Annotated in this window: 23 protein-coding genes, 1 tRNA gene and 1 riboswitch; of the genes, 7 read left to right on the forward strand and 17 right to left on the reverse strand. The window is 63.1% G+C overall.

The window, feature by feature from the left end:
* Window positions 1-31 precede the first annotated feature (31 nt).
* The 3 genes from AB843_RS17820 to AB843_RS17830 all read right to left on the reverse strand — a co-directional run bounded on the left by AB843_RS17820 (window position 32) and on the right by AB843_RS17830 (window position 1,826).
* Entirely contained in the window at window positions 32-1,378 is a 1,347-nt protein-coding gene (locus AB843_RS17820; protein ID WP_048648237.1) for an MATE family efflux transporter, read from the reverse strand.
* Between the two features lie 10 nt (window positions 1,379-1,388).
* Window positions 1,389-1,658, reverse strand: coding sequence for a DUF6460 domain-containing protein (locus AB843_RS17825; protein ID WP_082143882.1), 270 nt, complete (start codon window positions 1,656-1,658; stop codon window positions 1,389-1,391).
* A gap of 94 nt (window positions 1,659-1,752) precedes the next feature.
* A tRNA-Gly gene (locus tag AB843_RS17830) sits at window positions 1,753-1,826 on the reverse strand.
* A gap of 123 nt (window positions 1,827-1,949) precedes the next feature.
* Here AB843_RS17830 and AB843_RS17835 point away from each other — a divergent pair.
* Window positions 1,950-2,729, forward strand: coding sequence for an ion transporter (locus AB843_RS17835; protein WP_048648238.1), 780 nt, complete (start codon window positions 1,950-1,952; stop codon window positions 2,727-2,729).
* A 105-nt stretch (window positions 2,730-2,834) separates the two neighbouring features.
* On the opposite strand, the gene AB843_RS17840 is transcribed toward AB843_RS17835, so the two are convergent.
* Window positions 2,835-3,938, reverse strand: coding sequence for a 2'-deoxycytidine 5'-triphosphate deaminase (locus AB843_RS17840; protein ID WP_244468020.1), 1,104 nt, complete (start codon window positions 3,936-3,938; stop codon window positions 2,835-2,837).
* Window positions 3,939-4,024: 86 nt separating this feature from the next.
* Window positions 4,025-4,102: riboswitch (SAM riboswitch) on the forward strand.
* A 48-nt stretch (window positions 4,103-4,150) separates the two neighbouring features.
* Between AB843_RS17840 and AB843_RS17845 the strand changes: the two genes are divergently transcribed.
* Window positions 4,151-5,356: an O-succinylhomoserine sulfhydrylase gene (locus tag AB843_RS17845; protein WP_048648239.1), complete on the forward strand. Its 1,206-nt coding sequence runs from the start codon at window positions 4,151-4,153 to the stop codon at window positions 5,354-5,356.
* A 271-nt stretch (window positions 5,357-5,627) separates the two neighbouring features.
* Here AB843_RS17845 and AB843_RS17850 read toward each other — a convergent pair whose 3' ends face one another.
* Window positions 5,628-6,233, reverse strand: coding sequence for a CDP-alcohol phosphatidyltransferase family protein (locus AB843_RS17850; protein WP_048648240.1), 606 nt, complete (start codon window positions 6,231-6,233; stop codon window positions 5,628-5,630).
* 164 nt (window positions 6,234-6,397) lie between these two features.
* Here AB843_RS17850 and apaG point away from each other — a divergent pair, with 164 nt between their 5' ends.
* The gene (gene apaG, locus AB843_RS17855; protein WP_048648311.1) at window positions 6,398-6,790 is read left to right on the forward strand and encodes a Co2+/Mg2+ efflux protein ApaG; all 393 of its coding nucleotides are present in this window, start codon (window positions 6,398-6,400) and stop codon (window positions 6,788-6,790) included.
* Window positions 6,791-6,799: 9 nt separating this feature from the next.
* Here apaG and AB843_RS17860 read toward each other — a convergent pair whose 3' ends face one another.
* The 3 genes from AB843_RS17860 to AB843_RS17870 are packed head-to-tail and all read right to left on the reverse strand — an operon-like array spanning window position 6,800 to window position 9,913.
* Complete coding sequence (locus AB843_RS17860) at window positions 6,800-7,801, reverse strand: Hsp33 family molecular chaperone (protein WP_048648241.1); 1,002 nt, start codon at window positions 7,799-7,801, stop codon at window positions 6,800-6,802.
* The gene (gene argF / locus AB843_RS17865) at window positions 7,783-8,700 is read right to left on the reverse strand and encodes an ornithine carbamoyltransferase (protein WP_048648312.1); all 918 of its coding nucleotides are present in this window, start codon (window positions 8,698-8,700) and stop codon (window positions 7,783-7,785) included. Before argF ends, AB843_RS17860 begins: the two co-directional genes overlap by 19 nt.
* 19 nt (window positions 8,701-8,719) lie before the next feature.
* The gene (locus tag AB843_RS17870; protein WP_048648313.1) at window positions 8,720-9,913 is read right to left on the reverse strand and encodes an aspartate aminotransferase family protein; all 1,194 of its coding nucleotides are present in this window, start codon (window positions 9,911-9,913) and stop codon (window positions 8,720-8,722) included.
* A 373-nt stretch (window positions 9,914-10,286) separates the two neighbouring features.
* Here AB843_RS17870 and AB843_RS17875 point away from each other — a divergent pair, with 373 nt between their 5' ends.
* On the forward strand, window positions 10,287-10,796 hold the full coding sequence (locus tag AB843_RS17875) for a GcrA family cell cycle regulator (protein ID WP_048648242.1): 510 nt from the start codon (window positions 10,287-10,289) through the stop codon (window positions 10,794-10,796).
* A gap of 209 nt (window positions 10,797-11,005) precedes the next feature.
* Here AB843_RS17875 and phoU read toward each other — a convergent pair whose 3' ends face one another.
* Complete coding sequence (gene phoU, locus AB843_RS17880; protein ID WP_048648243.1) at window positions 11,006-11,722, reverse strand: phosphate signaling complex protein PhoU; 717 nt, start codon at window positions 11,720-11,722, stop codon at window positions 11,006-11,008.
* Window positions 11,723-11,840: 118 nt separating this feature from the next.
* Entirely contained in the window at window positions 11,841-13,049 is a 1,209-nt protein-coding gene (locus tag AB843_RS17885; protein WP_048648244.1) for an ATP-binding protein, read from the reverse strand.
* A 250-nt stretch (window positions 13,050-13,299) separates the two neighbouring features.
* On the opposite strand from AB843_RS17885, the gene ppk2 reads away from it, so the two are divergent.
* Window positions 13,300-14,199, forward strand: a complete 900-nt coding sequence (ppk2, locus tag AB843_RS17890; protein WP_048648245.1) for a polyphosphate kinase 2 — start codon at window positions 13,300-13,302, stop codon at window positions 14,197-14,199.
* Here ppk2 and AB843_RS17895 read toward each other — a convergent pair.
* Window positions 14,121-16,136 (reverse strand): glycosyltransferase, encoded by a 2,016-nt coding sequence (locus tag AB843_RS17895; protein WP_048648246.1) that lies wholly within the window; start codon window positions 16,134-16,136, stop codon window positions 14,121-14,123. The genes ppk2 and AB843_RS17895 overlap by 79 nt on opposite strands.
* Window positions 16,137-16,476: 340 nt before the next feature.
* Entirely contained in the window at window positions 16,477-17,370 is an 894-nt protein-coding gene (locus AB843_RS26290) for a LuxR family transcriptional regulator (RefSeq protein WP_048648247.1), read from the reverse strand.
* Between the two features lie 193 nt (window positions 17,371-17,563).
* Between AB843_RS26290 and AB843_RS17905 the strand changes: the two genes are divergently transcribed.
* Window positions 17,564-18,412 carry a transporter substrate-binding domain-containing protein gene (locus AB843_RS17905; protein ID WP_048648248.1) on the forward strand — a complete coding sequence of 283 codons (849 nt, stop codon included), beginning with the start codon at window positions 17,564-17,566 and terminating at the stop codon, window positions 18,410-18,412.
* A gap of 46 nt (window positions 18,413-18,458) precedes the next feature.
* Here AB843_RS17905 and AB843_RS17910 read toward each other — a convergent pair whose 3' ends face one another.
* The gene (locus AB843_RS17910; RefSeq protein ID WP_048648249.1) at window positions 18,459-19,280 is read right to left on the reverse strand and encodes a sterol desaturase family protein; all 822 of its coding nucleotides are present in this window, start codon (window positions 19,278-19,280) and stop codon (window positions 18,459-18,461) included.
* Window positions 19,281-19,409: 129 nt separating this feature from the next.
* On the reverse strand, window positions 19,410-19,823 hold the full coding sequence (locus AB843_RS17915) for a tellurite resistance TerB family protein (protein ID WP_048648314.1): 414 nt from the start codon (window positions 19,821-19,823) through the stop codon (window positions 19,410-19,412).
* 174 nt (window positions 19,824-19,997) lie between these two features.
* On the opposite strand from AB843_RS17915, the gene AB843_RS17920 reads away from it, so the two are divergent.
* Complete coding sequence (locus tag AB843_RS17920) at window positions 19,998-21,659, forward strand: lysine--tRNA ligase (protein ID WP_048648250.1); 1,662 nt, start codon at window positions 19,998-20,000, stop codon at window positions 21,657-21,659.
* Window positions 21,660-21,766: 107 nt separating this feature from the next.
* On the opposite strand, the gene AB843_RS17925 is transcribed toward AB843_RS17920, so the two are convergent.
* The 3 genes from AB843_RS17925 to AB843_RS17935 all read right to left on the reverse strand — a co-directional run bounded on the left by AB843_RS17925 (window position 21,767) and on the right by AB843_RS17935 (window position 23,889).
* Window positions 21,767-22,372 (reverse strand): thermonuclease family protein, encoded by a 606-nt coding sequence (locus tag AB843_RS17925; protein WP_048648315.1) that lies wholly within the window; start codon window positions 22,370-22,372, stop codon window positions 21,767-21,769.
* A gap of 21 nt (window positions 22,373-22,393) precedes the next feature.
* A complete protein-coding gene (locus tag AB843_RS17930; RefSeq protein ID WP_048648251.1) occupies window positions 22,394-23,041 on the reverse strand; it encodes a S24 family peptidase in 648 nt (215 codons plus the stop codon).
* Between the two features lie 281 nt (window positions 23,042-23,322).
* Window positions 23,323-23,889 carry an ActR/PrrA/RegA family redox response regulator transcription factor gene (locus AB843_RS17935; RefSeq protein WP_048648316.1) on the reverse strand — a complete coding sequence of 189 codons (567 nt, stop codon included), beginning with the start codon at window positions 23,887-23,889 and terminating at the stop codon, window positions 23,323-23,325.
* Window positions 23,890-23,982: the final 93 nt, after the last annotated feature.

Below are 23,982 nucleotides of genomic sequence, written 5' to 3' on the forward strand. Positions count from 1 at the left end.
CAGTCAGGTGGAATCACCTGACTGCAAAATGCTAGCTGGCGAAGGCCTGGCGGGCGCGCCGCGGCAGGATCGCCGCCAGGCCCAACCCTCGCACGATCAGGAAAATATGCAGCGCCGCCCATAAACCGTGATTGCCGAAATACGTCGTCAGCACGACCAGGCAAGCAACATAGACGGCAAACGACATCAGCATCATGTTGCGCATGTCGCGCGACCAGGTGGCGCCGATGAAAATGCCATCCATCTGAAACGCCAGGACACCTGAAATCGAGATCAACGCGGCCCATGGCAGGAATATGTCGGCGACTTCGCGGACGCTCTCGCTCTTGATGATGAACGCGACAAGATCGTTGCCGAACAGCAGGAAAATTCCCGTCATGATGATGGCCAGGCCAAAGCCCCAGATGGCGGTCAGCCGCACGGAGCGATGAAAGGCCGGTGCGAAACGTGCGCCGACGGCGCGCCCGGCCAATTGCTCGGCCGCCGTCGCCATCCCATCGAGGAAATAGCCGGCAACAAGGAAGAAGTTCATCAGCACCGCATTGGCCGCCAGCGTGACCGTGCTGAACTGCGCGCCTTGCCTTGTGAACAGCGCATAGCTGGCCAGCAGGGAGAAGGAACGGATCATGATGTCGCGGTTCATGGCGATCATGCGCATGATGGCGGCTATATCGGCAACCCGCGCCCAGGACACGCGCGGCCCCTTGGAAAGGCGATGCGCGAGGATGCCCAGGCCGGCCACCGCACCCAGGGCCTCGCCGCCGACCGTGCCCCAGGCGACGCCCTCCAGCCCCCAGCCCAGATGCAGGCCAAGGAAGATCGATAATGCGATGTTTGCTCCGTTGAGGACGAACTGCAGCGCCAGACCAAGCCCGCCCTCGCCGCGCCCCAGCACGTAGCCCAGGATGGCGTAGTTCATCAACGATAGCGGCGCCGCCAGAATCCGGATGGCCATATAGGCGGTCATTGCTTCGGCCACGCGCGGTTCTGGATCGATGAAACGGACGCCGGCCGCACCGATCAGCGGCCCGAGCAGGATGACGATCAGGCCGGCCACGATGGCGAGCGCCATCGCCCGCCATAGCACCGCCTGCTCCTCCAGCACATCATCGCGGCCGAAGGCCTGCGCCACCAGGCCGGTGGTGCCGGAGCGCAGGAAATTGAAGGTGGTGAACACGACATCGAAGACAATGGCGCCGGCAGCCAGGCCGCCCAGCAGCGCCGCATCGCCGAACTGGCCGATCACCGCCGTGTCGACGATGCCGAGCAGCGGCGTCGTCAGATAGGCGAGCGTCATCGGCAGGGCGATCGCCAGGACAAGGCGGTTTGTCACCTGGAAAGGGCGCACCGCGCGTTGGGGCGAAACAGCGTCGTCCATCGCACGACGCCTAGCGGCGATAGCTCAGCAGGCGCAGGATGACGAATGCCGGAATGACGATGGCAGCACCGAGCAGGATGTAGCTGGCGAAGCGCCCCAGCGCGTCGAAGCCCATGTTCCACAAATGCAGCACCGTGTCGCGCAGCGCATAGAAAATATCCCACGGAGACCAGTGGAAGGCGCTCATGACGAAACCGACGATGAGGGAGACGATCACCAGCTTGATGATGACGCGCAGCGGGCTGTCGCCGAGAAACCTTGTCAGTGCCGACACGGGCATGCTCCTTGATCTTGACGGCAAAGAGATACGCATGCGCGGCCGGCTGCGCAACCAGGAAGCATCCTGTCGTGTCGAATGGCGCCCGAGGGACAGCTGGAGCGGGTAGCGGGAATCGAACCCGCGCGTTCAGCTTGGGAAGCTGACAGGCTACCATTACATCATACCCGCGCGGGCTCATTAATCCGCGACCCGCGCCCGGCCTGTCAAGCGGCTTTTCGCCGCTTGACGCAGGCATTGTTTCACACCACCTGTTGGCGATCCTGAAACCCGCAGAAAATCGGAACGATTGCCGTGCTTGCCCTGAAGACCTTCATCGAATCGCGCCGCTTCGAAGCAACGATCACCGTGCTGATCATCATCAACGCCATCACGCTGGGTCTGGAAACCTCCGGGCGCGCAATGGAGGCTGTCGGGCCGGCTCTGGTGGCCATCGATCACGCGATCCTCGGCGTGTTCGTCGCCGAGCTTCTGGCGCGGTTTATCGTCTACAGGACAGAATTCTTCCGTGATCCCTGGCGTATTTTCGACCTCGTGATCGTTGGCATCGCGCTGGTGCCGGCAACGGCCGGACTTTCGGTGCTGCGCGCGCTGCGCATCCTGCGTGTGCTCAGGCTCGTCAGCATGGTGCCGTCGCTGCGCCGGGTCGTCGGCGGGTTGATCGCGGCCCTGCCGGGCATGGGCTCGATCATGCTTCTGCTCGGACTGGTCTATTACGTGTTCGCGGTGATGGCGACGAAGCTGTTCGGCGCGTCTTTCCCCGACTGGTTCGGCACGATCGGCCTGTCGGCCTATTCGCTGTTCCAGATCATGACGCTGGAAAGCTGGTCGATGGGCATCGTCCGGCCGGTGATGGAGGTCTACCCCCTGGCGTGGCTGTTCTTCATTCCGTTCATCGTCTCGACCACCTTCACGGTGCTCAATTTGTTCATCGGTATCATCGTCTCGGCCATGCAGGCCGAGCACGATGCGGAGGCGTCCGCCGAACGCACAGCCCTGCAGGCCGAACAGGAAATGATCCTGAGCGAAATCCGCGCCCTGCGCGAGGATGTGCGGGCGCTGAAGCCGAAATGATGGTCCTGGGGCGGTTCACCGTTTCATGGAAACGCTGCCCCGCTCCATATCTTTTGCTTTTCGCGTTTATGCGGATGTCAGGCGATTCCGCCTGACTGCAAAATGCTATCGCGGGCGAAAATGCTTCGACAGCTTCAATGACTGGCCCTGGTAATTCGATTTGAGATCGGCGCCGTAAAGCGCTTCCGGCCGCGACAGCATGGCCTCGTAGACGAGCCGGCCGACGATCTGTCCATGCTCGAGGATGAACGGCACTTCATGGCTGCGCACTTCGAGCACGGCGCGGCTGCCCGTGCCACCGGCATCGGAGTGGCCGAAACCGGGGTCGAAGAAGCCGGCATAGTGCACGCGGAACTCGCCGACCAGCGGATCGAACGGCGTCATCTCGGCGGCATGGCGCGGCGGCACATGCACCGCTTCCTGGCTGACCAGAATGTAGAACTCGTCCGGGTCGAGGATCAGCCCGCCGGCACCATCGCCCGTCAGCGGTTCCCAGAAATCGGCTATGTCGAGCATGGCGCGCTTGTCGACATCGATCAGCGCCGTGTGATGCTTGGCGCGGTAGCCGATCAATCCGTTCTCGTCGCCACTCAGATCAACCGACAGGGCGATGCCGCCGCCGGTGATGTTGGGATCCTCGGAGGCGACGAGGGTTTCGCGGGCGTGCAGATCGGCGAGCTCCGCCTCGTCGAGCAGCGCCTTGCCCGTGCGGAAGCGTATCTGCGACAGGCGCGAGCCGGTGCGCACGACGATGGGGAAGGTGCGCGGGCTCACCTCCAGATAGAGCGGGCCCGAATAGCCTGCCGGGATCTTGTCGAACTCCTGGCCGTAATCGGTCATCACACGGGTGAAGATGTCGAGCCGGCCGGTGGAGCTTTTCGGGTTGGCGGAAGCCGAGATGCCTTCGGGCAGATCGAGTCTCTCGAGCAACGGCACGATGTAGACGCAGCCGGTCTCCAGAACAGCACTCTCGCCAAGCTGGATTTCATGCAACCGCAGTTTTTCCAGCTTGGCCGACACCGGATGCTGAGGACCGGGCAGAAAGCTGGCGCGCACACGATAGGCGACATCGCCAAGGCGAAGATCGAGGCTTGCAGGCTGGATCTGGTCAGGGTCGAGGGGACGCTCCGAGGTCAACGCACCATCGGCGAACAGCGCCGCAATGTCCCTGTCCGGCAGGATACCCGCCTTCACCGCCACGTTTGCCACAACCCCTCTCCCTTTACGCAGAGATCACTCTCCCGATGGTTTAGCGGCGCTTCACGTTGACGCAAGGCACATGAGCGGCTATTGACCCTTTATCCCGTGGTGATTTGGCCGGTCGGCTTGCAGCCACGTTAAAGAAGTCGCTAAAAGGCCGTGCTCGACACTCGAACCGGCATGCGGCTTTCGCGGCCGGTTTTTTGTTGGGTGTGAAGGCGATGACAGACAATTCCGAAAATGACCGGTCCGAGAACGACTGGAAGCCGCAGACGACGCTGGTGCACAGCGGCGTCCAGAGATCGCATTTCGGCGAGACGTCCGAGGCGATCTACCTGACACAGGGCTTCGTCTATGACAGCGCGGAAGCGGCGGAAGCCCGCTTCAAGGGCGAAGAGCCGGGCTTCGTCTATTCACGCTACGCCAACCCGACCGTCGACATGTTCGAGCGCCGCATGTGCGCCCTGGAGGGGGCCGAGGAAGCGCGCGCCATGGCCTCCGGCATGGCCGCCGTCACGGCAGCCCTCCTGTGTTCAGTGAAGGCCGGCGACCATGTGGTGGCGGGCCGCGCCCTGTTCGGTTCCTGCCGTTGGGTGGTGGAAACGCTGATGCCCCGATACGGCATCGAGGCCACCCTTGTCGACGGGTCCAAGATCGAGGAATGGAAGGCGGCCATCCGCCCCAACACCAAACTGTTCTTCCTGGAAAGCCCGACCAACCCGACGCTGGAAGTGGCCGACATCGCCGCGGTGGCGAACCTGGCCAACGAGATCGGCGGGCGCCTGGTCGTTGACAACGTCTTCGCCACGCCGCTGCTGCAGAAGCCGCTGGAGCTCGGCGCCCATGTGGTCGTCTATTCGGCAACCAAGCACATTGACGGCCAGGGACGGTGTCTTGGCGGTGTGGTGCTTTCCGACAAGGAATGGGTCGACGAGCATCTGCAGGATTTCTTCCGGCACACGGGGCCGAGCCTGTCGCCGTTCAACGCCTGGACGCTGTTGAAAGGGCTCGAGACCCTGCCGCTGCGCGTGCGCCAGCAGACGGAGAGCGCCGGGCGCATCGCCGATTTCCTGGCCGAGCACGGCAAGATCGCCCGCGTCATCTATCCCGGCCGCCCGGACCATCCGCAGGCCGACATCGTGGCGCGGCAGATGACGGGTGGCTCGACGCTGGTCTGCCTCGAAGTGGCGGGCGGCAAGAGCAGCGCTTTCGCCTTTCAGAACGCGCTGAGAACCATCAAGCTTTCCAACAATCTGGGCGATGCCAAGAGCCTGATCACCCACCCGGCGACGACGACGCACAAGAACCTGACCGACGAGGCCCGCGCCGAACTCGGCATCGGCGACGGCACGCTTCGTCTGTCGGTCGGCATCGAGCATGGCGATGACCTGATCGCCGATATCGAACGGGCGCTGGCGGCAGCTTAGAACGCCATGTACAGCGGCATTGACGTTGTGCGTGGTTCGACAAGCTCACCATGAGGGTGGTCGGACTTGGCAGGAAGCCAGATTCCGAGACGTTGCAGACGGGCCCTGCAATCATACGCCTCCCCTCATGGTGAGCTTGTCGAACCACGCACAACGCCATTGCAACACGACCGAAATCGGTGTGCGTCGTGTACTATGTTGGGAAACGTAGTGGACGCCCTATCTTCTTGCTTTGCGCATTTGTGTGGAAAACAAGAAGAAACTCACGTGGTCAGCTGAACTGCTTCGCCGCCAGAACGATGCGCGACACGGTCGTGTAGAGCGTGACGGCGGCGAACAGATAGGCCAGCACCGCGAACCATTGCGGCGCGAGGCACATCAGCACGAAGACAGCCAATGTCTCGCTCGCCTCGGCGAGACCGGTGGTGAAGAACAGCGATTTTTCGCCACGTGCCTCGGACGTCAGGCCTCGCTTCTCGGCCATCACCGCATAGGCGAGGAAGCTCGCGCCGTTGACGTAGAAGGCAAGAAGCAGGACGGCGCCGGCGATGGCGTTCTGCGCCGGGTCGAAGAGAATGAAACCCAGCGGCACCACACCGTAGAAGGCGAAATCAAGCACGATGTCGAGATAGCCGCCGAGATCGGTCTTGCCGTCGAGACGCGCCACCGCGCCGTCGAGACCGTCGCATAATCGGCTGACGAGGATCAGCACGAGGCCTATCCAGAAGGCACCGAGCGCGATGGCGGCGGCGGCGGCCAGTCCCAGCGCCAGGCCGACATAGGTGATCGCATTGGCGCCGACGCCGGCCGCAGCAAGCCGCCCGGCGATCGCCGCCAGCCCCGGATCGATCTTCGCGCGCGCCCAGCCGTCAAGCATGTTTCAGCACATCTCCCGTTGCGTTCGGCTTCACGCCTTACAGGCAATCACGCCTGCGCGCCGCTCACAATGCCGTCATGGCGGCTTACGGCCGATGCATGTTGCTGCTTGACCCCTCGGGTGCGGCGGATCATGGTCCTGTCTTTCTCAAGCGTGCGGATCTCATGTACCGAGCTGTAACCCAATCCATCGAAGTGTGTGTCGAGCCCAGCTACATGCCGGCCCAGTCCGAGCCGGAGGCTGCGCATTTCGTCTGGGCATACCAGATCACCATCACCAACAATTCGCCGGAAACCGTCCAGCTCGTTTCGCGCTACTGGCACATAACGGACGAAGCCGGTCGGGTGCAGGAAGTGCGCGGCGAAGGCGTGGTCGGCGAGCAGCCTGTTTTGAAGCCGGGCGACAGCTACAGCTACACATCCGGCTGTCCGCTTTCCACGCCGTCGGGAATCATGGTTGGCCGCTACACGATGCGCGGACCGCGCGGCGCCTTTTTCGACGTCGATATCCCGGCCTTTTCGCTGGACCTGCCGGGTGCGGTGGCAAGCCTCAACTGAAGTCGCAACTCAGTCAAAGTCGGCCGGATCGAACTCATACGCCGTCGAGCAGAACTCGCAGGTGACGTGGATGACGCCGTTCTCGGTGCTGTCGGCCACCTCCTCCGGCGTGAACCCTTCAAGAATGGTCCTGATCTTCTCGCGCGAGCACGAGCACTCGTCGAGGATGGTCGTTCCCGGATATACACGCACGCCATGCTCGTGGAACAGGCGATAAAGCAGCCGCTCGGCGCCGATGGTCGGGTCGACCAGTTCGGTCATCTCGATCGTCGCCATCAGGACCAGCGCCTCCTGCCAGGCGTCGTCGTCGGGATGGGTCGAGCCGTCATTCTCCTCGTCCCCGTCGCCGCCAGGCAGATCCGACATGCGCATGCGCTCCGGCGAGGTCGGCAGGAACTGCACCAGCATGCCGCCGGCGCGCCAATGCTCGTGGCTGCCTTCGGCGCCGGGCAGGACCATTTTTGCCACGCCGAGACGCACTTCGGTGGGAATCTGTTCCGACTGGCGGAAATAGGTGCGCGCCACATCCTCCAGCGTCGAGCCGTCGAGCGGCACCACGCCCTGGTAGCGCTGCATGTCGGATCCCTGGTCGACCGTCAGCGCCAGGACACCGGCGCCGAGCAGGGCTTCCGGCGTGTCATTGCCGGCGGCCACCGCCACGGCCAGCTTCTCCTCGTCGAAGCGTGCGTAGGCGCGCACGGCGCTCGGCGTCGAGAAATCGGCGACCAACATGTCGACCGGCCCGTCGGAACGTGTCTGAACGATGAACTTGCCGTCGAATTTCAGTGCGCTGCCCAACAGCGCGGTCAGGACGATGATTTCGGCCAGAAGGCGGGCGACGGGCTCCGGATAGGTGTGGCGGGCGAGAATCTGGTCGAGCATCGGCCCGAGCTGGACGGCACGGCCGCGCACATCCAGCGGTTCGACATCGAAGGGGACCACGTGGTCGTCGCCGGCGAAACCGAATTCGCCCAGTTGCAGCTCTTCCGCGCTCACCGGTTCAGACACCATGCGAGAACCGCCTTTTGCGCATGCAGGCGGTTCTCCGCCTCGTCGAAGACGACCGAATGCGGGCCGTCGATCACTTCGTCCGTCACCTCCTCGCCGCGATGGGCGGGCAGGCAATGCATGAACAGGGCATCCGGCCTGGCGTGTTTCATCAATGCGCCATTGACCTGATAGGGCTTGAAGACATTGTCGCCGCGGGCGCGATGTTCCTGGCCCATAGACACCCAGGTGTCCGTCACCACGCAATCGGCGCCGGCGACCGCCTCCTCGGCCGTCGCCGTGAAGGTGACCCGGCCGCCATGGGCCTTTGCCCAATCGACGTATTTCGCCTCCGGCTCGCTGCCCTTAGGCACGGCGACGTTGAGACGGAAGTCCATGCGCGCCGATGCCTCGACCAGCGAATGCAGCACATTGTTGCCGTCCCCCGTCCAGGCGAACAGCTTGTCCTTCACCGGACCGCGATGCTCCTCGAAGGTCAGCACATCAGCCATGATCTGGCAGGGGTGCGTGTCGTCCGTCAGGCCGTTGATGACCGGCACGGTGGCGTTTTCGGCCATCTCGATCAGCCGCTCATGCGCCGTGGTGCGGATCATGATCGCATCGACATAGCGCGACAGGACCTTGGCCGTGTCGGCGATGGTCTCGGAGCGGCCAAGCTGCATTTCGGCGCCGGTCAGCATGATCGTCTCGCCGCCGAGCTGGCGCATGCCGACATCGAAGGAAACGCGGGTGCGCGTCGACGGCTTGTCGAAGATCATCGCCAGCACCTTGCCCTCGAACGGCTTGTCGCGCTCACCGGCCTTCAGGCGCTCCTTGCGGGCGCGGGCATCATCGAGCATGAAGCGCAGCTCCTGCGGCGCGACAGTCGAAAGGTCGATGAAGTGGCGAAGACCGCTGGCCATGCCCGGCTCCCTGTTCTTTTCAAGCATCGGCTTTTTCGGTCGCCCGGACAGCAGCGGCGGCATTGTGAATGCGGGCCACCGCTTCGCGGATCTCCTCGTCGCTGACGGTCAGTGGCGGCAGGAGGCGCAGGACGTTGTCGCCGGCAGGAACGGCGAGCAGCCTTTCCTCGCGCAGCGCCTGTTGCACGGTGCTGTTGGGCGCCTTGCATTTCAGGCCGAGCATCAGGCCCTCGCCGCGAATGCCTTCGATGACATCGGGAAACGCGTCGGCGACCGCCGCCAGACCCTGCTTGAACAGCAGCCCCTTGCGGGCGATCTCGTCCAGGAATCCTTCCTCGAGCACGACATCCAGCACCGCGTTGCCGACGGCCATGGCGAGGGGATTGCCGCCGAAGGTGGTGCCATGCGTGCCGGGCGTCATGCCCTTGGCGGCCTCGTCGGTCGCCAGGCAGGCGCCCATCGGGAAGCCGCCGCCGATGCCCTTGGCGACCGCCATCAGGTCCGGCTCGATCTCCGCCCATTCATGGGCGAACAGCTTGCCGGTTCGGCCGACACCGCTCTGCACTTCGTCGAGAATGAGCAGCAGGCCGTGCCGGTCGCATAATTCGCGCAGCCGGCGCAGCGATGCATTGGGCAGAGTGCGAATGCCGCCCTCGCCCTGCAGGGGCTCCACCAGAATGGCCGCGGTCTCGGCGCCGATCGCCTTCGCCACGGCATCCATATCGTCGAAGGGAACCTGATCGAACCCCTCGACCTTGGGGCCGAAGCCTTCCAGGTACTTCGCCTGGCCGCCGGCGGCGATGGTGGCCAGCGTGCGGCCGTGAAAGGCCCCTTCGAAGGTAATGATGCGGTAGCGCTCAGGCGCGCCATTGACAAAGTGATAGCGGCGCGCGGTCTTGATGGCGCATTCCAGCGCCTCGGCGCCCGAATTGGTGAAGAACACCTTGTCGGCGAACGTGTTGGCGGCCAGGCGCTCGCCCAGCCGGCGCTGGCCGGGGATTTCATACAGGTTCGACACATGCCACAGCTTGCCCGCCTGCTCGGTCAGCGCGGCGACCAGATGCGGATGGGCATGCCCGAGCGAGTTGACGGCGATGCCGGCGGCGAAATCCAGATAGCGGGTGCCGTCGGTCGTCTCGATCCAGGACCCCTCGCCGCGTTCGAAAGCGAGAGGTTGACGGGCGAAAGTTTCATAAAGCGCAGATTCACGCATCCACACGGTCTCCGCTGAGCCTGAGATTGGTTCCCGCGCCACGTGGCCACCCGAACGCGGGACGATGAAATCAAAATGCCGCCCGAGGGGCGGCAGTCCCATGTTTTATCTGTTTTTTCCGGTCGGCTGTCAACGCAAACGGCGCGACGGCTTGATGACAGCAAAAAATAGCAAACTGGGGAAAACCGAAAAAAGCGAATCAGCTTACGGTAAGGACTCTTGTCACGGAGTCAGCCGATAAGGTAGTTTCAGCTCAAGCAAAAAACTACATTTTGTGCGGCGACCCATATCAACCATCTTAATATGGTGCTCTCCCGACTTTGGTCGGGCGGAGAAGGAGTCGGATTCCGCACGCTGGACAGGAGCATGTCCCATGAACTGGACTGACGAGCGGGTCGAGACCTTAAAGAAACTCTGGGCCGAAGGTTTGAGCGCCAGCCAGATTGCCGCCCAGCTCGGCGGCGTCAGCCGCAACGCCGTTATCGGCAAGGTCCATCGCTTGAAGCTGTCCAGCCGCGGTCGCGCCACCAGCCAGCGCACCAGGCAGAAGAAAGCGCCGCAGACCGGCACGACGACCACGCGCCGCCCGCGCAACACGCGCCCGATGACGACCACGGTCGGCGCAACGGCGCTGCAGGCGCAGTTCGACGAAGAGCCGGTGGCGCGGACCTATCTGCAACCGGTGGGCAATGTCGTGCTGCCGATTTCCCGCAAGCTGGCGCTGACCCAGCTGACCGAGACCACCTGCAAATGGCCGAACGGCGATCCGTTGTCGGATGATTTCAACTTCTGCGGCAATGAAGCCGGCGACGCCGGTCCCTATTGCGGCTATCATTCACGGCTTGCCTACCAGCCGGCATCGGAGCGCCGCAGGAGCCGGTAAACAGCAAGCCGACTCGAGAGAAAGCGCCGGCTTCAGCCGGCGCAATTCCGCCGCACGATGCGTCGGCGTGCGCAACCGGCCATAGGCCGGGGATGGCCCCGGAGCTTGCCGCAGACTTTCGGGCGCCAATTCCACATAAACCCCAGGCAATGATCGGCATCGGCTCAATCGCCCTCGCACCCACTGCCTGAAGGATTGTCAGTGAAGCGTTACCCTTCGGGAGCAGCAACGATCTTGTGGCTCTCATCCTCTTTGGGGCGCTCCAACGGCATTTGCCGGCCGGTGACGATGTGGTGCACCGTTTCGGCGATGTTGGTGGCGTGATCGCCGATGCGCTCGATGTTCTTGGCGCAGAAGAGCAGATGGGTACAGGCGGTGATGTTGCGCGGGTCTTCCATCATGTAGGTCAACAGCTCGCGAAACAGCGAGGTGTACATGGCATCGATCTCTTCGTCGCGGTCGCGCACGAAACCGATGCGCTCGATCGAGCGTGACGCGTAGATGTCGAGCACTTCCTTCAGCTGCGTCAGTGCGAGACCGGCCAGGGCTTCCAGCCCGCGGAACAGGCGCATCGGCTGCCTGCCCTCGGTGACAGCCACCACCCGCTTGGCGATGTTCTTGCCCAGATCGCCGATGCGCTCCAGATCCGACGAGATGCGGATCGCGCCGACGATCTCGCGCAAGTCGTCGGCGACGGGCTGCCGCTTGCCGATGATGATGACGGAACGCTCGCCGATCTCGCGTTCCTTCTCGTCCAGGAAAACATCGTCGGCGACCACCTTGCGCGCCAGGCCCGCATTGGACTGGATCAGCGCCTCGATCGATTCCGCCACCATGCGCTCGGCATAGCCGCCCATCGCGGCGATCTGGTCAGCCAGATATTTCAGCTCGTCGTCGAAGGATCGCATGGTGTGCTGGGTCTGCATCTGTTCATCCGTTTTCTGGGCGGCTTTGGGCCTTTGATAGGCTATTGCGATGGCACGAAAATGAAAGTCCCGGAAAGAATAATTTCCCGCGCCGAGGCAGCGCGCGAAACGCCGCCGTCTATTGCCCCGACGACTGGACCGCTGGCGGAACCGGCGGGAAATGCACGGTGAAGGCAGCGCCCTTGCCCGGCTTGGATTTAACCGAAAGCCGGGCATCGTGGCGGGTCAGGATGTGCTTGACGATGGACAGGCCGAGGCCGGTCCCCTTTTGCGCACGGCTGGTTTCCACATCGACACGATAGAAGCGCTCGGTGATGCGCGGAATGTGCTCCTCGGCGATGCCCGGACCGAAGTCGCGGACGGTCAGGCGCACCTCGTCGAGGGGGCTTGCCTGCTCGGCCGACACCAGGACGCGACCGCCCGAGCCGCCATATTTGCAGGCATTTTCGAGCAGATTCTCGAACACCTGCACCAGTTCGTCCGGATTGCCGGCAACGAGGATTGGTTTCGCCGGAAAGGCGCTTTCGATGACGACGCCCGATTCGCCGGCCAGATGACGCATTGCTTCGATCACGCCTTCGACGAGGCGGGCGATATCCACCTGCCCGCCCGGTTTCAGATACGGTTTCATCTCCAGCCGCGACAGGGACAGGAGATCGTCGATCAGGCGCGCCATGCGCTGGGTCTGGTTGTGCATGATCTGCAGGAAGTTCTCGCGCGCCACGGCGTCATCCCGGGCAGGGCCACGCAGCGTCTCGATGAAGCCGGCGATCGAGGCGAGCGGGGTGCGCAATTCGTGGCTGGCATTGGCGATGAAGTCGGCGCGCATGCGATCGATGCGCCGCGCCTCGCTCTGGTCCTTGAACAGGAGCACGAACAGCCCGGTGTCGTTGCCGATGCGGCTTGCCACCACGCGATAGGCCCGCTCGACGGGAACCCGCTCGGCGTAGTTGATGGCGACCGGCTCCTCGCTGCCGGCGGCCGCCGTGTTGACCAGCGCATGCATCTCGGGGGCGCGGAACTTGAGGCGCAGGGACGCTCCGGTGGCAACCGGACCGAAGGCCCGGTCGGCCGCCTCGTTGGCGTAGAGGATTTCGGCATTGCGGTCGAAGATGTAGAGCGGGTCGAGGACGGCGGCCGCGAGGAACACGGCAGGCAGGCTGTCGATGCCGCTGTCGCCGGTGCTCGCCGGTTCGACCGGCCGGGCGCCAGGCTCAGACGAGAACAGCCTCGCCACTCCGCGCACGAGAGGCGTGATCAACACGTCCCGGAGCCGCTGCCAGATCCCTTGCGCCGTTTGCCGGCGCTCATTCTCAGTCGCATTCATGCACAATCCGTCCCAGCGCGTCAGATCGGTTCATCGTTTCACGGAAACGCTGCCCCGCTCCATTTCTTTGTTTTTCCGCATTCGCGCGAATGTCGGGCAGCTCCACCTGACGTCCGTACGAATGCCGTAGGCATGCCCGTTTCCAATCCTCCCTCGGGGGGCCAAAGAGCGCTGCCGCTCTTTCAACGCCGCTGGACCTTGTAGCAAGCTGCAAATAGCATGCACACTCCCATGCCTCAGGATCGATTGTATGAACAAGCCTTTGGAAAACCCCGTCTCCTTGAAAACAGAACCGATCAAGCTGAAGATTTCCGGCAAGAAGCGGACGTTCGACATCGACGACCCGGATCTGCCCAAATGGGTCAAGGAGCACTCCTTGAGCGCTGGCGGCTTTCCCTATGAGGAAGAGTTCGACAACAAGGAGTATGAACAGCAGCTGGAAGCCATGCAGATCGAACTGGTCAAGCTGCAGGGCTGGATGCAGTCGAGCGGCGCGCGCGTGATGGCGCTGTTCGAGGGGCGGGATGCCGCGGGAAAAGGCGGCACGATCTCCCGCATCCGCGCCTATATGAACCCGCGCACGGCACGCAACGTTGCCCTGCCCAAGCCATCCGAGACGGAGCGCGGACAGTGGTATTTCCAGCGCTACGTGACACATTTCCCGACCAGCGGCGAGTTCATCACCTTCGATCGTTCCTGGTACAATCGCGGCGGCGTCGAACCGGTGATGGGTTTCTGCACCCCGTCCCAGCATGAGCAATTTCTCGACGAAGCGCCCGATTTCGAGCGCGCCATCGTCAACGACGGAATTCACCTGTTCAAGTTCTGGCTGAACATCGGCCAGGAAACCCAGCTGGAGCGGTTTCACGACCGGCGTCACAGCAAGCTGAAGTACTGGAAGTTCTCGCCGATGGATGTCGCCGGCATCAGGAAGTGGGACGACTACACCCGGATGCGCGACCTGATGCTGGAACGCACGCACAGCCCCCATGCGCCGTGGACGGTGGTTCGCGCCAACGACAAGCGCCGCGCCAGACTTGCCGTGATACGGCGCATTCTGCTGTCGATTGCCTATGACGGCCGGGATCTGGATGCGATCGGCGCCGAAGATCCCAAGATCATCGGTTCCGGGGCCGGGTTCTTGGCCTGACGCGCAGTGCGCTGCGATGGGCGGTGCGTGGTCTTTTCCCAGTGATGCGGCTGCCAGTATAGTTGCCACAGGCAGCGCCAGGCGGCAGCCGACATCAAACACCAATAGACCGGCATCCAGGCGGCGCGCGCCCAGAAGCCGGAACGTTCGGTTTTCTGCAGTGTCAGCCAGCCAAGAACCAGGAACGATACATGTCCGCAGATGATGTTGACCCCGTCAATCATCAGCAGCACGACATGCGGTGCCCTCAATTCCCCATCGAGGGCCAGATACAGCAACAGCCCCGCGGCCGTCGTCAAGAACACCGAGTAGGCGAGCGCCGACAGCACCATGCCGGCGAACAGAACCTGCATCACGATGAAGGATGCCAGGCCCAGTTCCCGGCGCGTTGCCGCGGGGTTGCGCATATGCACCAGCCAGGTTTGCGCCCATCCCTTGAACCACCGGGTGCGCTGCGGCAGCCAGGTGCGCACATCGACCGGCGCGTCCTCGAGGGTCGGGCTATGGATGACGTCCGTTCGGTAACCGAGACGCCGCAACCTTACCCCAAGATCGGCATCCTCGGTTACATTGTAGGGATCCCACCCATTGATCGCCGTCAGCGCGCTGCGGCGAAAGTGGTTTGACGTGCCGCCAAGCGGCAGCACCAGCCCGCGACGCGCAAGCCACGGCAAAATCCCACGAAAGAGTGCTGCGTACTCCAGGGCGAACATGGCTGAAACCCAGCTCTCGCGCCTGTTTGAAATGCTGAGCGGCGCCTGGAGGCAGGCCAGCGTCTCGTCATCGTCCCTGAAACGCTGCCAGGCTTCGACAAGTTGAAACGGATGCGGGCGATCCTCGGCGTCGTAAAGAGCGACGAAATCCCCCGAGGTCATCGGCAAGGCGTAGGACAGGGCCTTCGGCTTGGTGCGCGGCCCGCCACCAGGCACTTCGATGACCTCGATATAGGAGCGCAATTCCTGAGCGCGGATCGCATTCAGCGTTTGCAGATCGTCGCTCTCGCAAACCAGCTTGATCTCCAGCTTCGCCCGCGGCCAGACAATGCGCCCCAATGCCACCAGGAGGTCGGGAACGACCGCCGCTTCCTTGTACAGCGCCACCAGAACCGTATAGACCGGCATTTCGGCCGGCCTGATGCTGCTGAACTTCGGCGCATGCGGCTTTATCGGTGCAATGCCGATCATCAGCCGCAGGAGAACGCAGGACAGGAAGACCAGGGACAACGCCCCATGCACGGCCAAGAGCGTCGCAGCCGGCATCAACAGCGCCGCGAACAGCAACGAAACCGTGAACGCCCCCAGGATCGCGCCCTGCCACGCGTTGACGACGAAACGAGCCGACTGGTCCGGCAGCGCCGCAAACAACGCACCGGTGGCGATGCGCATGAGATTCGGCGCACTGCGCTCGGCTATCGCTCGGCGCAGGGCTGACGGCGGAACGACGCGAATCCGCCGGGAGGCGCGCGGGTAACGCGCTATGAACCCGCGAAGCGAGGGAATATCCAGCCTGTCGGGCGCGATCAGCACGATCGACTGGCTGCCGCCGCTCAGCGACAGCGCGATGCCGGCGCCGCCATTCCTGGCCAGCGCAGCGAGCCTTTGCCAATCATGCATCACCAGCGCGTCGGAATCCGGTTGTTCAAGGAAAGCGAGGCCGAGACTATCGGCCAGTTCGTGAAACAGGCCACGCTCGGACACGAGGCCGGATGCCAGAAGCTCCGTCTGGAACGGGACACCAGCGAGCTTCGCCCGAGCCTCTATCCGGGCAGCTTCATCGGCGGAGATGCTCAGGCGCTCGAGAATCGGCAGCCAGTCGGCGGCCGGAGACGGCACCCCGACATAGTCGGGCGCCGCGCCAACCGGCCCGCCCTTGCGAGCGGGTCCAAACGAGAGCGCCTTGGCGGCAGTGCCCGCAGCCTTCTTTCCCAAAGGTTCCATTTGAATCTAGCGTGCAAGACGGGGATGCTTGAACCAATGCGCCCCGGGCAACCAAGGGTTCGCGGCACAGCGAGACATCCTTCCGTCGAAGGTCGGCCTCCCCTGTACAAGAACCAACCATATTTCGAAAAATACCCGCCAGGAGAAAAAGAAAACAATCAAACTATATTGTCTAACAATAGAATACAAATAAAACCCGAAGCCATCCTGCATCACCACCCCCACTATGGCATTGTAAGGCCGAATTTTCTTTTACTTCATTCAAAAATCCCCGCAGCCATAATGGTAACATTCCGCATATGCGTCAATAGAGATTCATATTTGCCGTCTAAGGCGAATTTCAATCGAGAACACCGCACCGGATGGCCTCTGCAACCGCGTGAGCACGATTTGCCGCACCCAGTTTCGTCTTGGCATTCAGAAGATGTTTTTCCGCTGTATGTTCTGAAATACCTAATATCTGAGACACTTCCCACTCGGATTTCCCGAGCGACGCCCATTGAAGGCACTCTTTCTCCCGTGGTGTCAGTTTTGGACGCTCGCCCAACCGATGCAGCGCATGGCCGGCGCCCAGCTTGGCCTTGGCGCGGGCCACGAGATGGTCGATGTCTTTCTCCTGAAGCCCCAGCATTTCCGCAAGTTCCGGTTTCGGCTTGCCACGCGCGGTCCAATGGATGCACTCTTTCTCCAACGGCTCCAGATCAGCGAACCTGTCGGCCCCGCGCAAGCTCAGCGCATGCCCGACCGCGTAAGCGGAGATGAAGGAGATGGCGCTCAGATCCTCGGGCGAAACATCAATCGAGGTTCCGCTGAAAGACATGACCACAGAGCCACCATCGAGGGTCGATATGGACAACGCCACTCCATCGACGATATTGAAATCGCGGGCTTCACTGAAAAGCCGCGATACCTTACCCGCATCGCCGCCTCCCATGGACCGCGCCTCGCCCCACAGCATCGCCCGCCTCGTTTGATTCACCTGGATTACGATCGGATCATGATGGATATAATTGCCAGCGACGTAGCGATCGAGCCACTCGGCCGACCAGGTGCTCAAGATCAGATGTCCCACCTGGTCGCGCGCCGCGGAACCCGCCGGCGGTATGGTGCCGGCGCAGACCGCGTTGAATCCGAACCGGGACGTCGTCGCAAGAAGCGCCTCGCATATCGCCGCCGGAGACCGGGTTGTCTGAATCTGCTTGATGAATTCGCGCGTTTGATCGAATTCCCGCATGCGGGACCATCCCCTACCCCTGAGATTCGAGCAGACTACACCTCATGCCGTGTCTATTTCCAATGTTATCGGGATGCTTTCGACAAAAGACTAATACTGCCAAGCCCAGGACGCTGTCTTTCTCTTGGTTTTCTGCAGGCTTCAGCCTCATTTCTATCATGCTTTCCGCTGGCGCTCGAATGGAGGACCAGGCATGCGCTTCCTGATGACTTTACTGGTCGCTGCTTTTTTCTGCAGTACGGCGCAGGCCGCGCAAATCCCCTCTCCAGCGCCGGGCCAGGTGCCGGGCTTCGGCGGCCCCAAGCAACGCCTGTCGAAGCCCGATCTGGCCGCGCTTCCCAGGCTGAGATTCCTGACGACGGTCGATTTCTTTCCTTTCAACTACCTTGACGCGACGGGTGTCCTGAGCGGCTTCCATGTCGACCTGGCACGCAAGATCTGCGTCGAGCTCGACATGACCGAGCGCTGCCAGATCCAGGCCCTGCCGTGGCCGGAGATGCAGGCGGCGCTCGGCAACAAGCAGGGAGAAGCGATCATCGCCGGACTTGCCGTCACCGCGGACAATCGCGACCGTTACCTGTTTTCCCAGCCCTATATGCGCTTTCCGGCACGGCTGGTGACATTGCGGGCGACCAGGCTCGATGAGCCGCTTGCCGCAAACCTCGATGGCAAGCGTGTCGGCGTCCTGGCGCGAACCGCGCATGAAGCGCTGTTGCGCGCCCTGTTCCCACAGGCCAGGGCCGTCACCTACGACCGGGCGGACTGGCTCCAGGAGGATTTGAAGGCAGGCAAGATCAATGCCTTGTTCGGCGACGGGATGCGCCTCAGCTTCTGGCTGGCCGGCAAGGATGCCGCCCAATGCTGCACCTTCGCCGGCGGGCCTTATCTGGCGCCCAGCTATCTCGGCCAGGGCCTGTCGATCGCCGTGCCGCGCGATCAGCCGGCGCTCGTGGAAGCAATCGATTTTGCCTTGACCCAGATCGAGGCCGGCGGCGCCTTCGCCGAGCTTTACCTGCGTTATTTTCCGGTCAGCTTCTACTGAACCCCTCACACCAAGGCGACACGGCTCCAGCCAGCCAGAAAAAGCTCTACCGCCGCCGCAGCGCGCGAAACGGCAGGAGCAGCATCCAGCCCAGCCGCGCCGTCAGCGCGCCGCGATAATCCGGCAGACCGATTTCCATGCCTTGATGCCCCAGGCGCGGCATGGCGATGTAGGTGCCGAACAGCCGGTCCCAGAAGGGGAAATTGAAGCCGTAGTTGGAATCCGTCTCCCGGTGGATGGTGGAATGATGCACGCGATGCATATCGGGCGTCACCACCAGGCGGCGCAGCACCCGGTCGAGCCTTTGCGGCAGGGCGACATTGGAATGGTTGAACATCGAGCTGCCGTTCAAGACGATCTCGAAGATCAGCACCGCCAGGACCGGCGCGCCGAGCGCCACGACGATGCCGGCCTTCCACAGCATCGACAGAACGATCTCCAGAGGGTGAAACCGCAAGCCGGTGGTGACGTCGAAACCGTTGTCGGCATGGTGCATGCGATGGATGCGCCACAGGATCGGTATCTTGTGGCTTGCCACATGTTCCAGCCAGACGGCGAAATCCAGAAGAACGAATGAAATCAACCCGGCCACGAGCGGGTCGAGGCCCGCCAGACGGAACAAGCCCCAGCCATTTGCCTGAGCCCAGACCGCGGCGCCGACGGCGGCGGCCGGAAAGACGACGCGCAGGACCAGCGAGGAAATCAGCACCACCGACAAATTGGCAAGCCAACGGCGTGATTTCAGCGCACCGGTCATCTCCGGCCTTTCCAGGCGCGGCGACCAGAGTTCGAAAGCGGCCATCACGGTGAAGATTCCGACAAAGGCGGCAAGCCGGACCGCCGCTTCGGAGAACAGAAAATCACTCATGCCGCGACTATCCCGAAGCCAGTGGTGCGATCCTAACAGATGCTACCCATCTTTTAGGAAAAATCGCCCCACCAGATTAATGGCTTGTGGGCTGAGCGAACCAGTCAAATGCGCTTGATCAGCGAAAGATCAGACCAATGCGCGGCGCTTGGCCTGAGCGGCCCGCTCAATGGCCGCCGCCACCAGCGGCTCCAGATGCAGCCGGCTGCGGACGATGTGCAGCATGCGCTTTTCCTCCGGCTCCAGATGCTTGTCGGCGGCAGCGACCTCGACAGCCAGCGCATAGGCCGTGTCGTGAAGCTTTGCCGGCACGGTATCGCGCACGGCGCCGAGGATGCGCTCGAGCCCGGTATCCTCCTGCAGGATCTGCTGGCACTGGCGCGCCACCTCGATGATGCGGTTCTCGTCGAAGGTCCCGAAGACCGGCCATGTGCGGATGGTGTCGCCGATGATGGCGAGTTCCGCGTCGGTCATGTCACGGTCGGCCGCCGACATGACGACCATCAGATAGATCAGGGCTTCGTGGGCGGTCGGCTCGGCCATTTTGAACTCCGGCATTTTGTGCTCCGGTTGCAGGATCGCGAAGCCCGGAAGGTAGGGAGGCGGACGCGATGCCGCAACGAAAAACTGTGGCCTCGATTGACGCATGGGCGAGGCCACCTTACAGGCTTGGCCCTCAAGAAGCTCTTTGTGTGAAACCAGTTTCCGGAATGCGATATGACGACGCCAAGCCTGGACGCGCTTGAACTGACGCCCGAAGTGATGGAAGCCGCTGCCGAGAGCAAGGCGTGGCCCTTCGAGGAAGCGCGCAAGATCGTCAAACGCTACGAAGGCGGCGCGTTCCCTCAGACAGTGCTGTTCGAGACCGGCTACGGTCCTTCCGGCTTGCCGCATATCGGCACGTTCGGCGAGGTCAACCGCACGTCGATGGTTCGGCATGCCTTCCGCGTGCTGACCGGCGACAAGGTAAAGACAAAAATCCTGTGCTTCTCCGACGACATGGACGGGTTGCGCAAGGTGCCGGACAACGTGCCGAACAAGGAGATGCTGCGCGCTCATCTCGGCAAGCCGCTGACCCGGGTGCCGGACCCGTTCTCCAACGAGTATCCGTCCTTCGGTGCGGCCAACAATGCGCGGCTCTGCGCCTTTCTCGACCGGTTCGGTTTCGATTACGCGTTCGCCTCCTCGACGGAGTATTACGCGGCAGGCCGCTTCGACGCGGCGCTCCTGACCATGCTCGAGCGCTTTGACGCGGTGATGGAGATCATGCTGCCGTCGCTGCGCGAGGAGCGGGCGCAGACCTATTCGCCCTTCCTGCCCATCCACCCGAAGACCGGCGTGGTGATGCAGGTGCCGCTGGAAGAGCGCAAGCTCGACGCCGGCACCATCGTCTGGCGCGATCCCGACAGCGGCGAACGGTTCGAGACGCCCGTCACCGGCGGCCATTGCAAGCTGCAATGGAAGCCCGATTGGGCCATGCGCTGGGCGGCGCTGAAGGTCGACTATGAAATGTCGGGCAAGGACCTGATCGACAGCGTCAAGCTGGCGGCGCAGATCTGTACGGCGCTCGGCGGCACGCCGCCCGAAGGCTTCAATTACGAACTGTTCCTCGACGAGCAGGGCCAGAAGATATCGAAGTCGAAGGGCAACGGCCTGACCATCGACGAATGGCTCGCCTACGCACCGACGGAAAGCCTGTCGCTGTTCATGTTCCAGAAGCCGAAGGCGGCGAAGAAGCTCTATTTCGACGTCATCCCACGCGCCGTCGACGAGTATTACAGCTTCCTGTCGGCGTATCCGCGGCAGGATTGGAAGAACCGGCTCGGCAATCCGGTCTGGCACATGCATGACGGCCAGCCGCCGTCGATCGAGCTGCCGGTGCCGTTCGCGCTGCTGCTCAATCTGGTGAGCGCCTCCAACGCGCAGAACACCGACGTGCTGTGGGGCTTCATCTCGCGCCACGCGCCGGGCGTGACGGCGAAGACGCATCCCGAGCTCGACCGGCTGACCGGCTATGCGCTGCGCTATTTCGAGGATTTCGTCAAACCGACGAAGGCGTTTCGCGCGCCCGACGATGTGGAGCGGCAGGCGCTTGCGGCCCTTTCGCAGACGCTTGGCGCCCTGCCCGAGGACGCCGATGGCGAGGCGATCCAGAACGCCATTCTCGACGTGGCGCGCGGCATCGAGCGCTACCAGGATCACCAACGCAAGAGCCCGTCGGGCGGTCCCGGCGTCTCGGGAACGTTTTTCCAGATGCTCTACCAGGTACTTCTGGGGCAGGAGCGCGGCCCTCGCTTCGGCTCCTTCGCCGCGCTTTACGGCGTCAAGGAAACCCGCGCCATGATCGACGCGGCGCTGGACGGCAGCTTGTCGAACTGACACCTAGGGTCAGGATTTCATAGAAACGCTGAACCGGTCTATCTCATTGTTTTTCCGCATTTATGCGGACGTCAGGTAATTCCACCTGGCAGCTCAGATGCTCTGGGTCACAAAGCGGACGGCCCGCCGCTGAAGATGCCCTTGCGCGTCTGGCGGGCCGCCTCGGCCTCGTCCTGATAGGGGCCGTCGGGCTCGGCGAGTGCCCAGCCGTTTTCCACCAGCCATCTGCCGACGTCATAGCCAGCCAGCGTGCATTGCAACGGGGTATCGGGGGCTGCCTTTTCCGCTTCGGGCGTCGCCGCACCCGCATGGCATTCCAGCGCGCGGCCGCGCAGCCAGTAGCGGAATGCGGTGCGTGCCTGCTTGCCGCAGGGCCAGGCCCCGCCGGCCGCGGCATCGCAGACGCGGTCTGGCGCGATAATGCGAATGCCGGCGATGGTGATCGTACGCCCCTCGGCTTCGACCATTCCGGCGGCGACGGCCACCGGCCTGAAGTACAGCGTGTCGGCAATTTTGGGTTCGGGCGCCGGTCCGGCCAAGTCGCTTAGCGGTGCGCGCGGCGTCAAACGATTGAGCGTCGATGGATCAACAGGCGGCGGGGCGATCAGTTCCGGGGCGATGATGCGCGGCGCGCGGCGCTCCTGCGCCCAGGCTGGAGAATTGGCGCCAGCCGCCAGAACAACCGTAGCGAAAACCCCGCATCCGACGCGCATGCGATCTCCGAGCCGCATCGTCTACTGGCTCGCCCAGACGATGCGCGCCATCCATTCCAGTTCGGACTTGTTCAGCACACGGTTGGGGTGTTCGGGATTGAGGGAGAGGAGTTCGACGCTGTCACCGGTCTGGCGCAGCAGGATCTTGGCCATCACCTCGCCGCCCGTCGTCTTGGCGACGACGCGGTCGCCGCGCCGCAGCCGGGCCGCCGGATCGACGATCAGCGTGTCGCCGTCGCGGTAGAGCGGCAGCATGGATTCGCCCTGGACCTGAAGCGCATAGGCCCCCTCGCGCGCCGGGGTCGGCAGGTCCACATGATCCCAGCCCTGACCGGCAGGAAAGCCCGCATCGTCGAAGAAGCCGCCGACGCCCGCCTGGGCAAAGCCGATCAGCGGAACGCTGGCCGGCGGCGATCCGTAGGGTCCAGACGGCGTGCCGCCGCCCTGCAGCAGAGCCAGGAAATCCGCCAGCGTGACACCGGTCGCCTCGATGATCTTGGACAGGGATTCCGTCGACGGCCAACGCGGGCGACCATCGGCCGACAGGCGCTTGGATTTGTTGAACGCGGTCGAATCGAGCCCCGCCTTCCGGGCCAGGCCGGAGGCCGACAGGGAGTGCCGCGCGGCCAGCGCGTCTATGGCTGCCCAGACCTTCTCGTGCGAAAGCACGGCGGTTCATCCTTCTAGAGCGCCATGCGTGCTTCCGGACGCATAAAGGACGCTCTATCTCGTTGTTTTTCCGCGGTTATACGGACGTCAGGTGATTCCACCCGTCTGCAAAAACACTCTAGACCACTGAAACAGGAAAAAATACCTGTTTTGCAGTTGTAACGCTCCACGCAGCGCTTGTCCATAAACCCAAGCTTGCCAACCGCCATTTGGCAGCCGGCAAAGTTTGTCTCGTCTCATTCGCGTTGGCCGGCGCGGCTCCGCCGGCGTTGTGCCGCCGGTCAGCGCGGGGCGCGCTTGGCCAGGATGCGCTGCAATGTGCGGCGGTGCATGTTCAGGCGGCGCGCCGTCTCGGAGACGTTGCGGTCGCACATTTCGTACACGCGCTGGATATGCTCCCAGCGCACCCGGTCGGCCGACATCGGGTTTTCCGGCGGCGCCACCTTCTCGCCGGCGCCTCGGGTCAGGGCGGTGTAGATGTCGTCCGCATCGGCGGGCTTGGCCAGGTAATCGACGGCGCCGAGCTTAACCGCCGTCACGGCCGTGGCGATGTTGCCGTAGCCGGTCAGGATGACGGTGCGTGCGTCCTTGCGCCTTTCGCGGATGGCGGCAACCACATCCAGCCCGTTGCCGTCGGCAAGGCGCATATCGACGACGGCGAAGGCCGGCGGCGCGGCCTTGGCGCGGGCCACAGCGTCTTCCACGGTCTCGGCGGTATCGACCACGAAGCCACGGCTTTCCATTGCCCGGGCAAGCCGGGTGAGAAAAGGCTTGTCGTCATCGACGATCAACAGGGAACGATCTTCGCCCAGCACGATCTCCGGGTCTTCTGCGGTTTCGCTTGTCATATCCAGCACGTTCAGCACGTTTCTTTTCCTGGTGGTCTGCCCGAAACAGATGGTCCCTATCTGTTTCGGAAAGGCAGCCCACAAACTATTGAT

Source organism: Nitratireductor soli (assembly GCF_001050155.1).
GTDB classification, from domain to species: domain Bacteria; phylum Pseudomonadota; class Alphaproteobacteria; order Rhizobiales; family Rhizobiaceae; genus Nitratireductor; species Nitratireductor soli.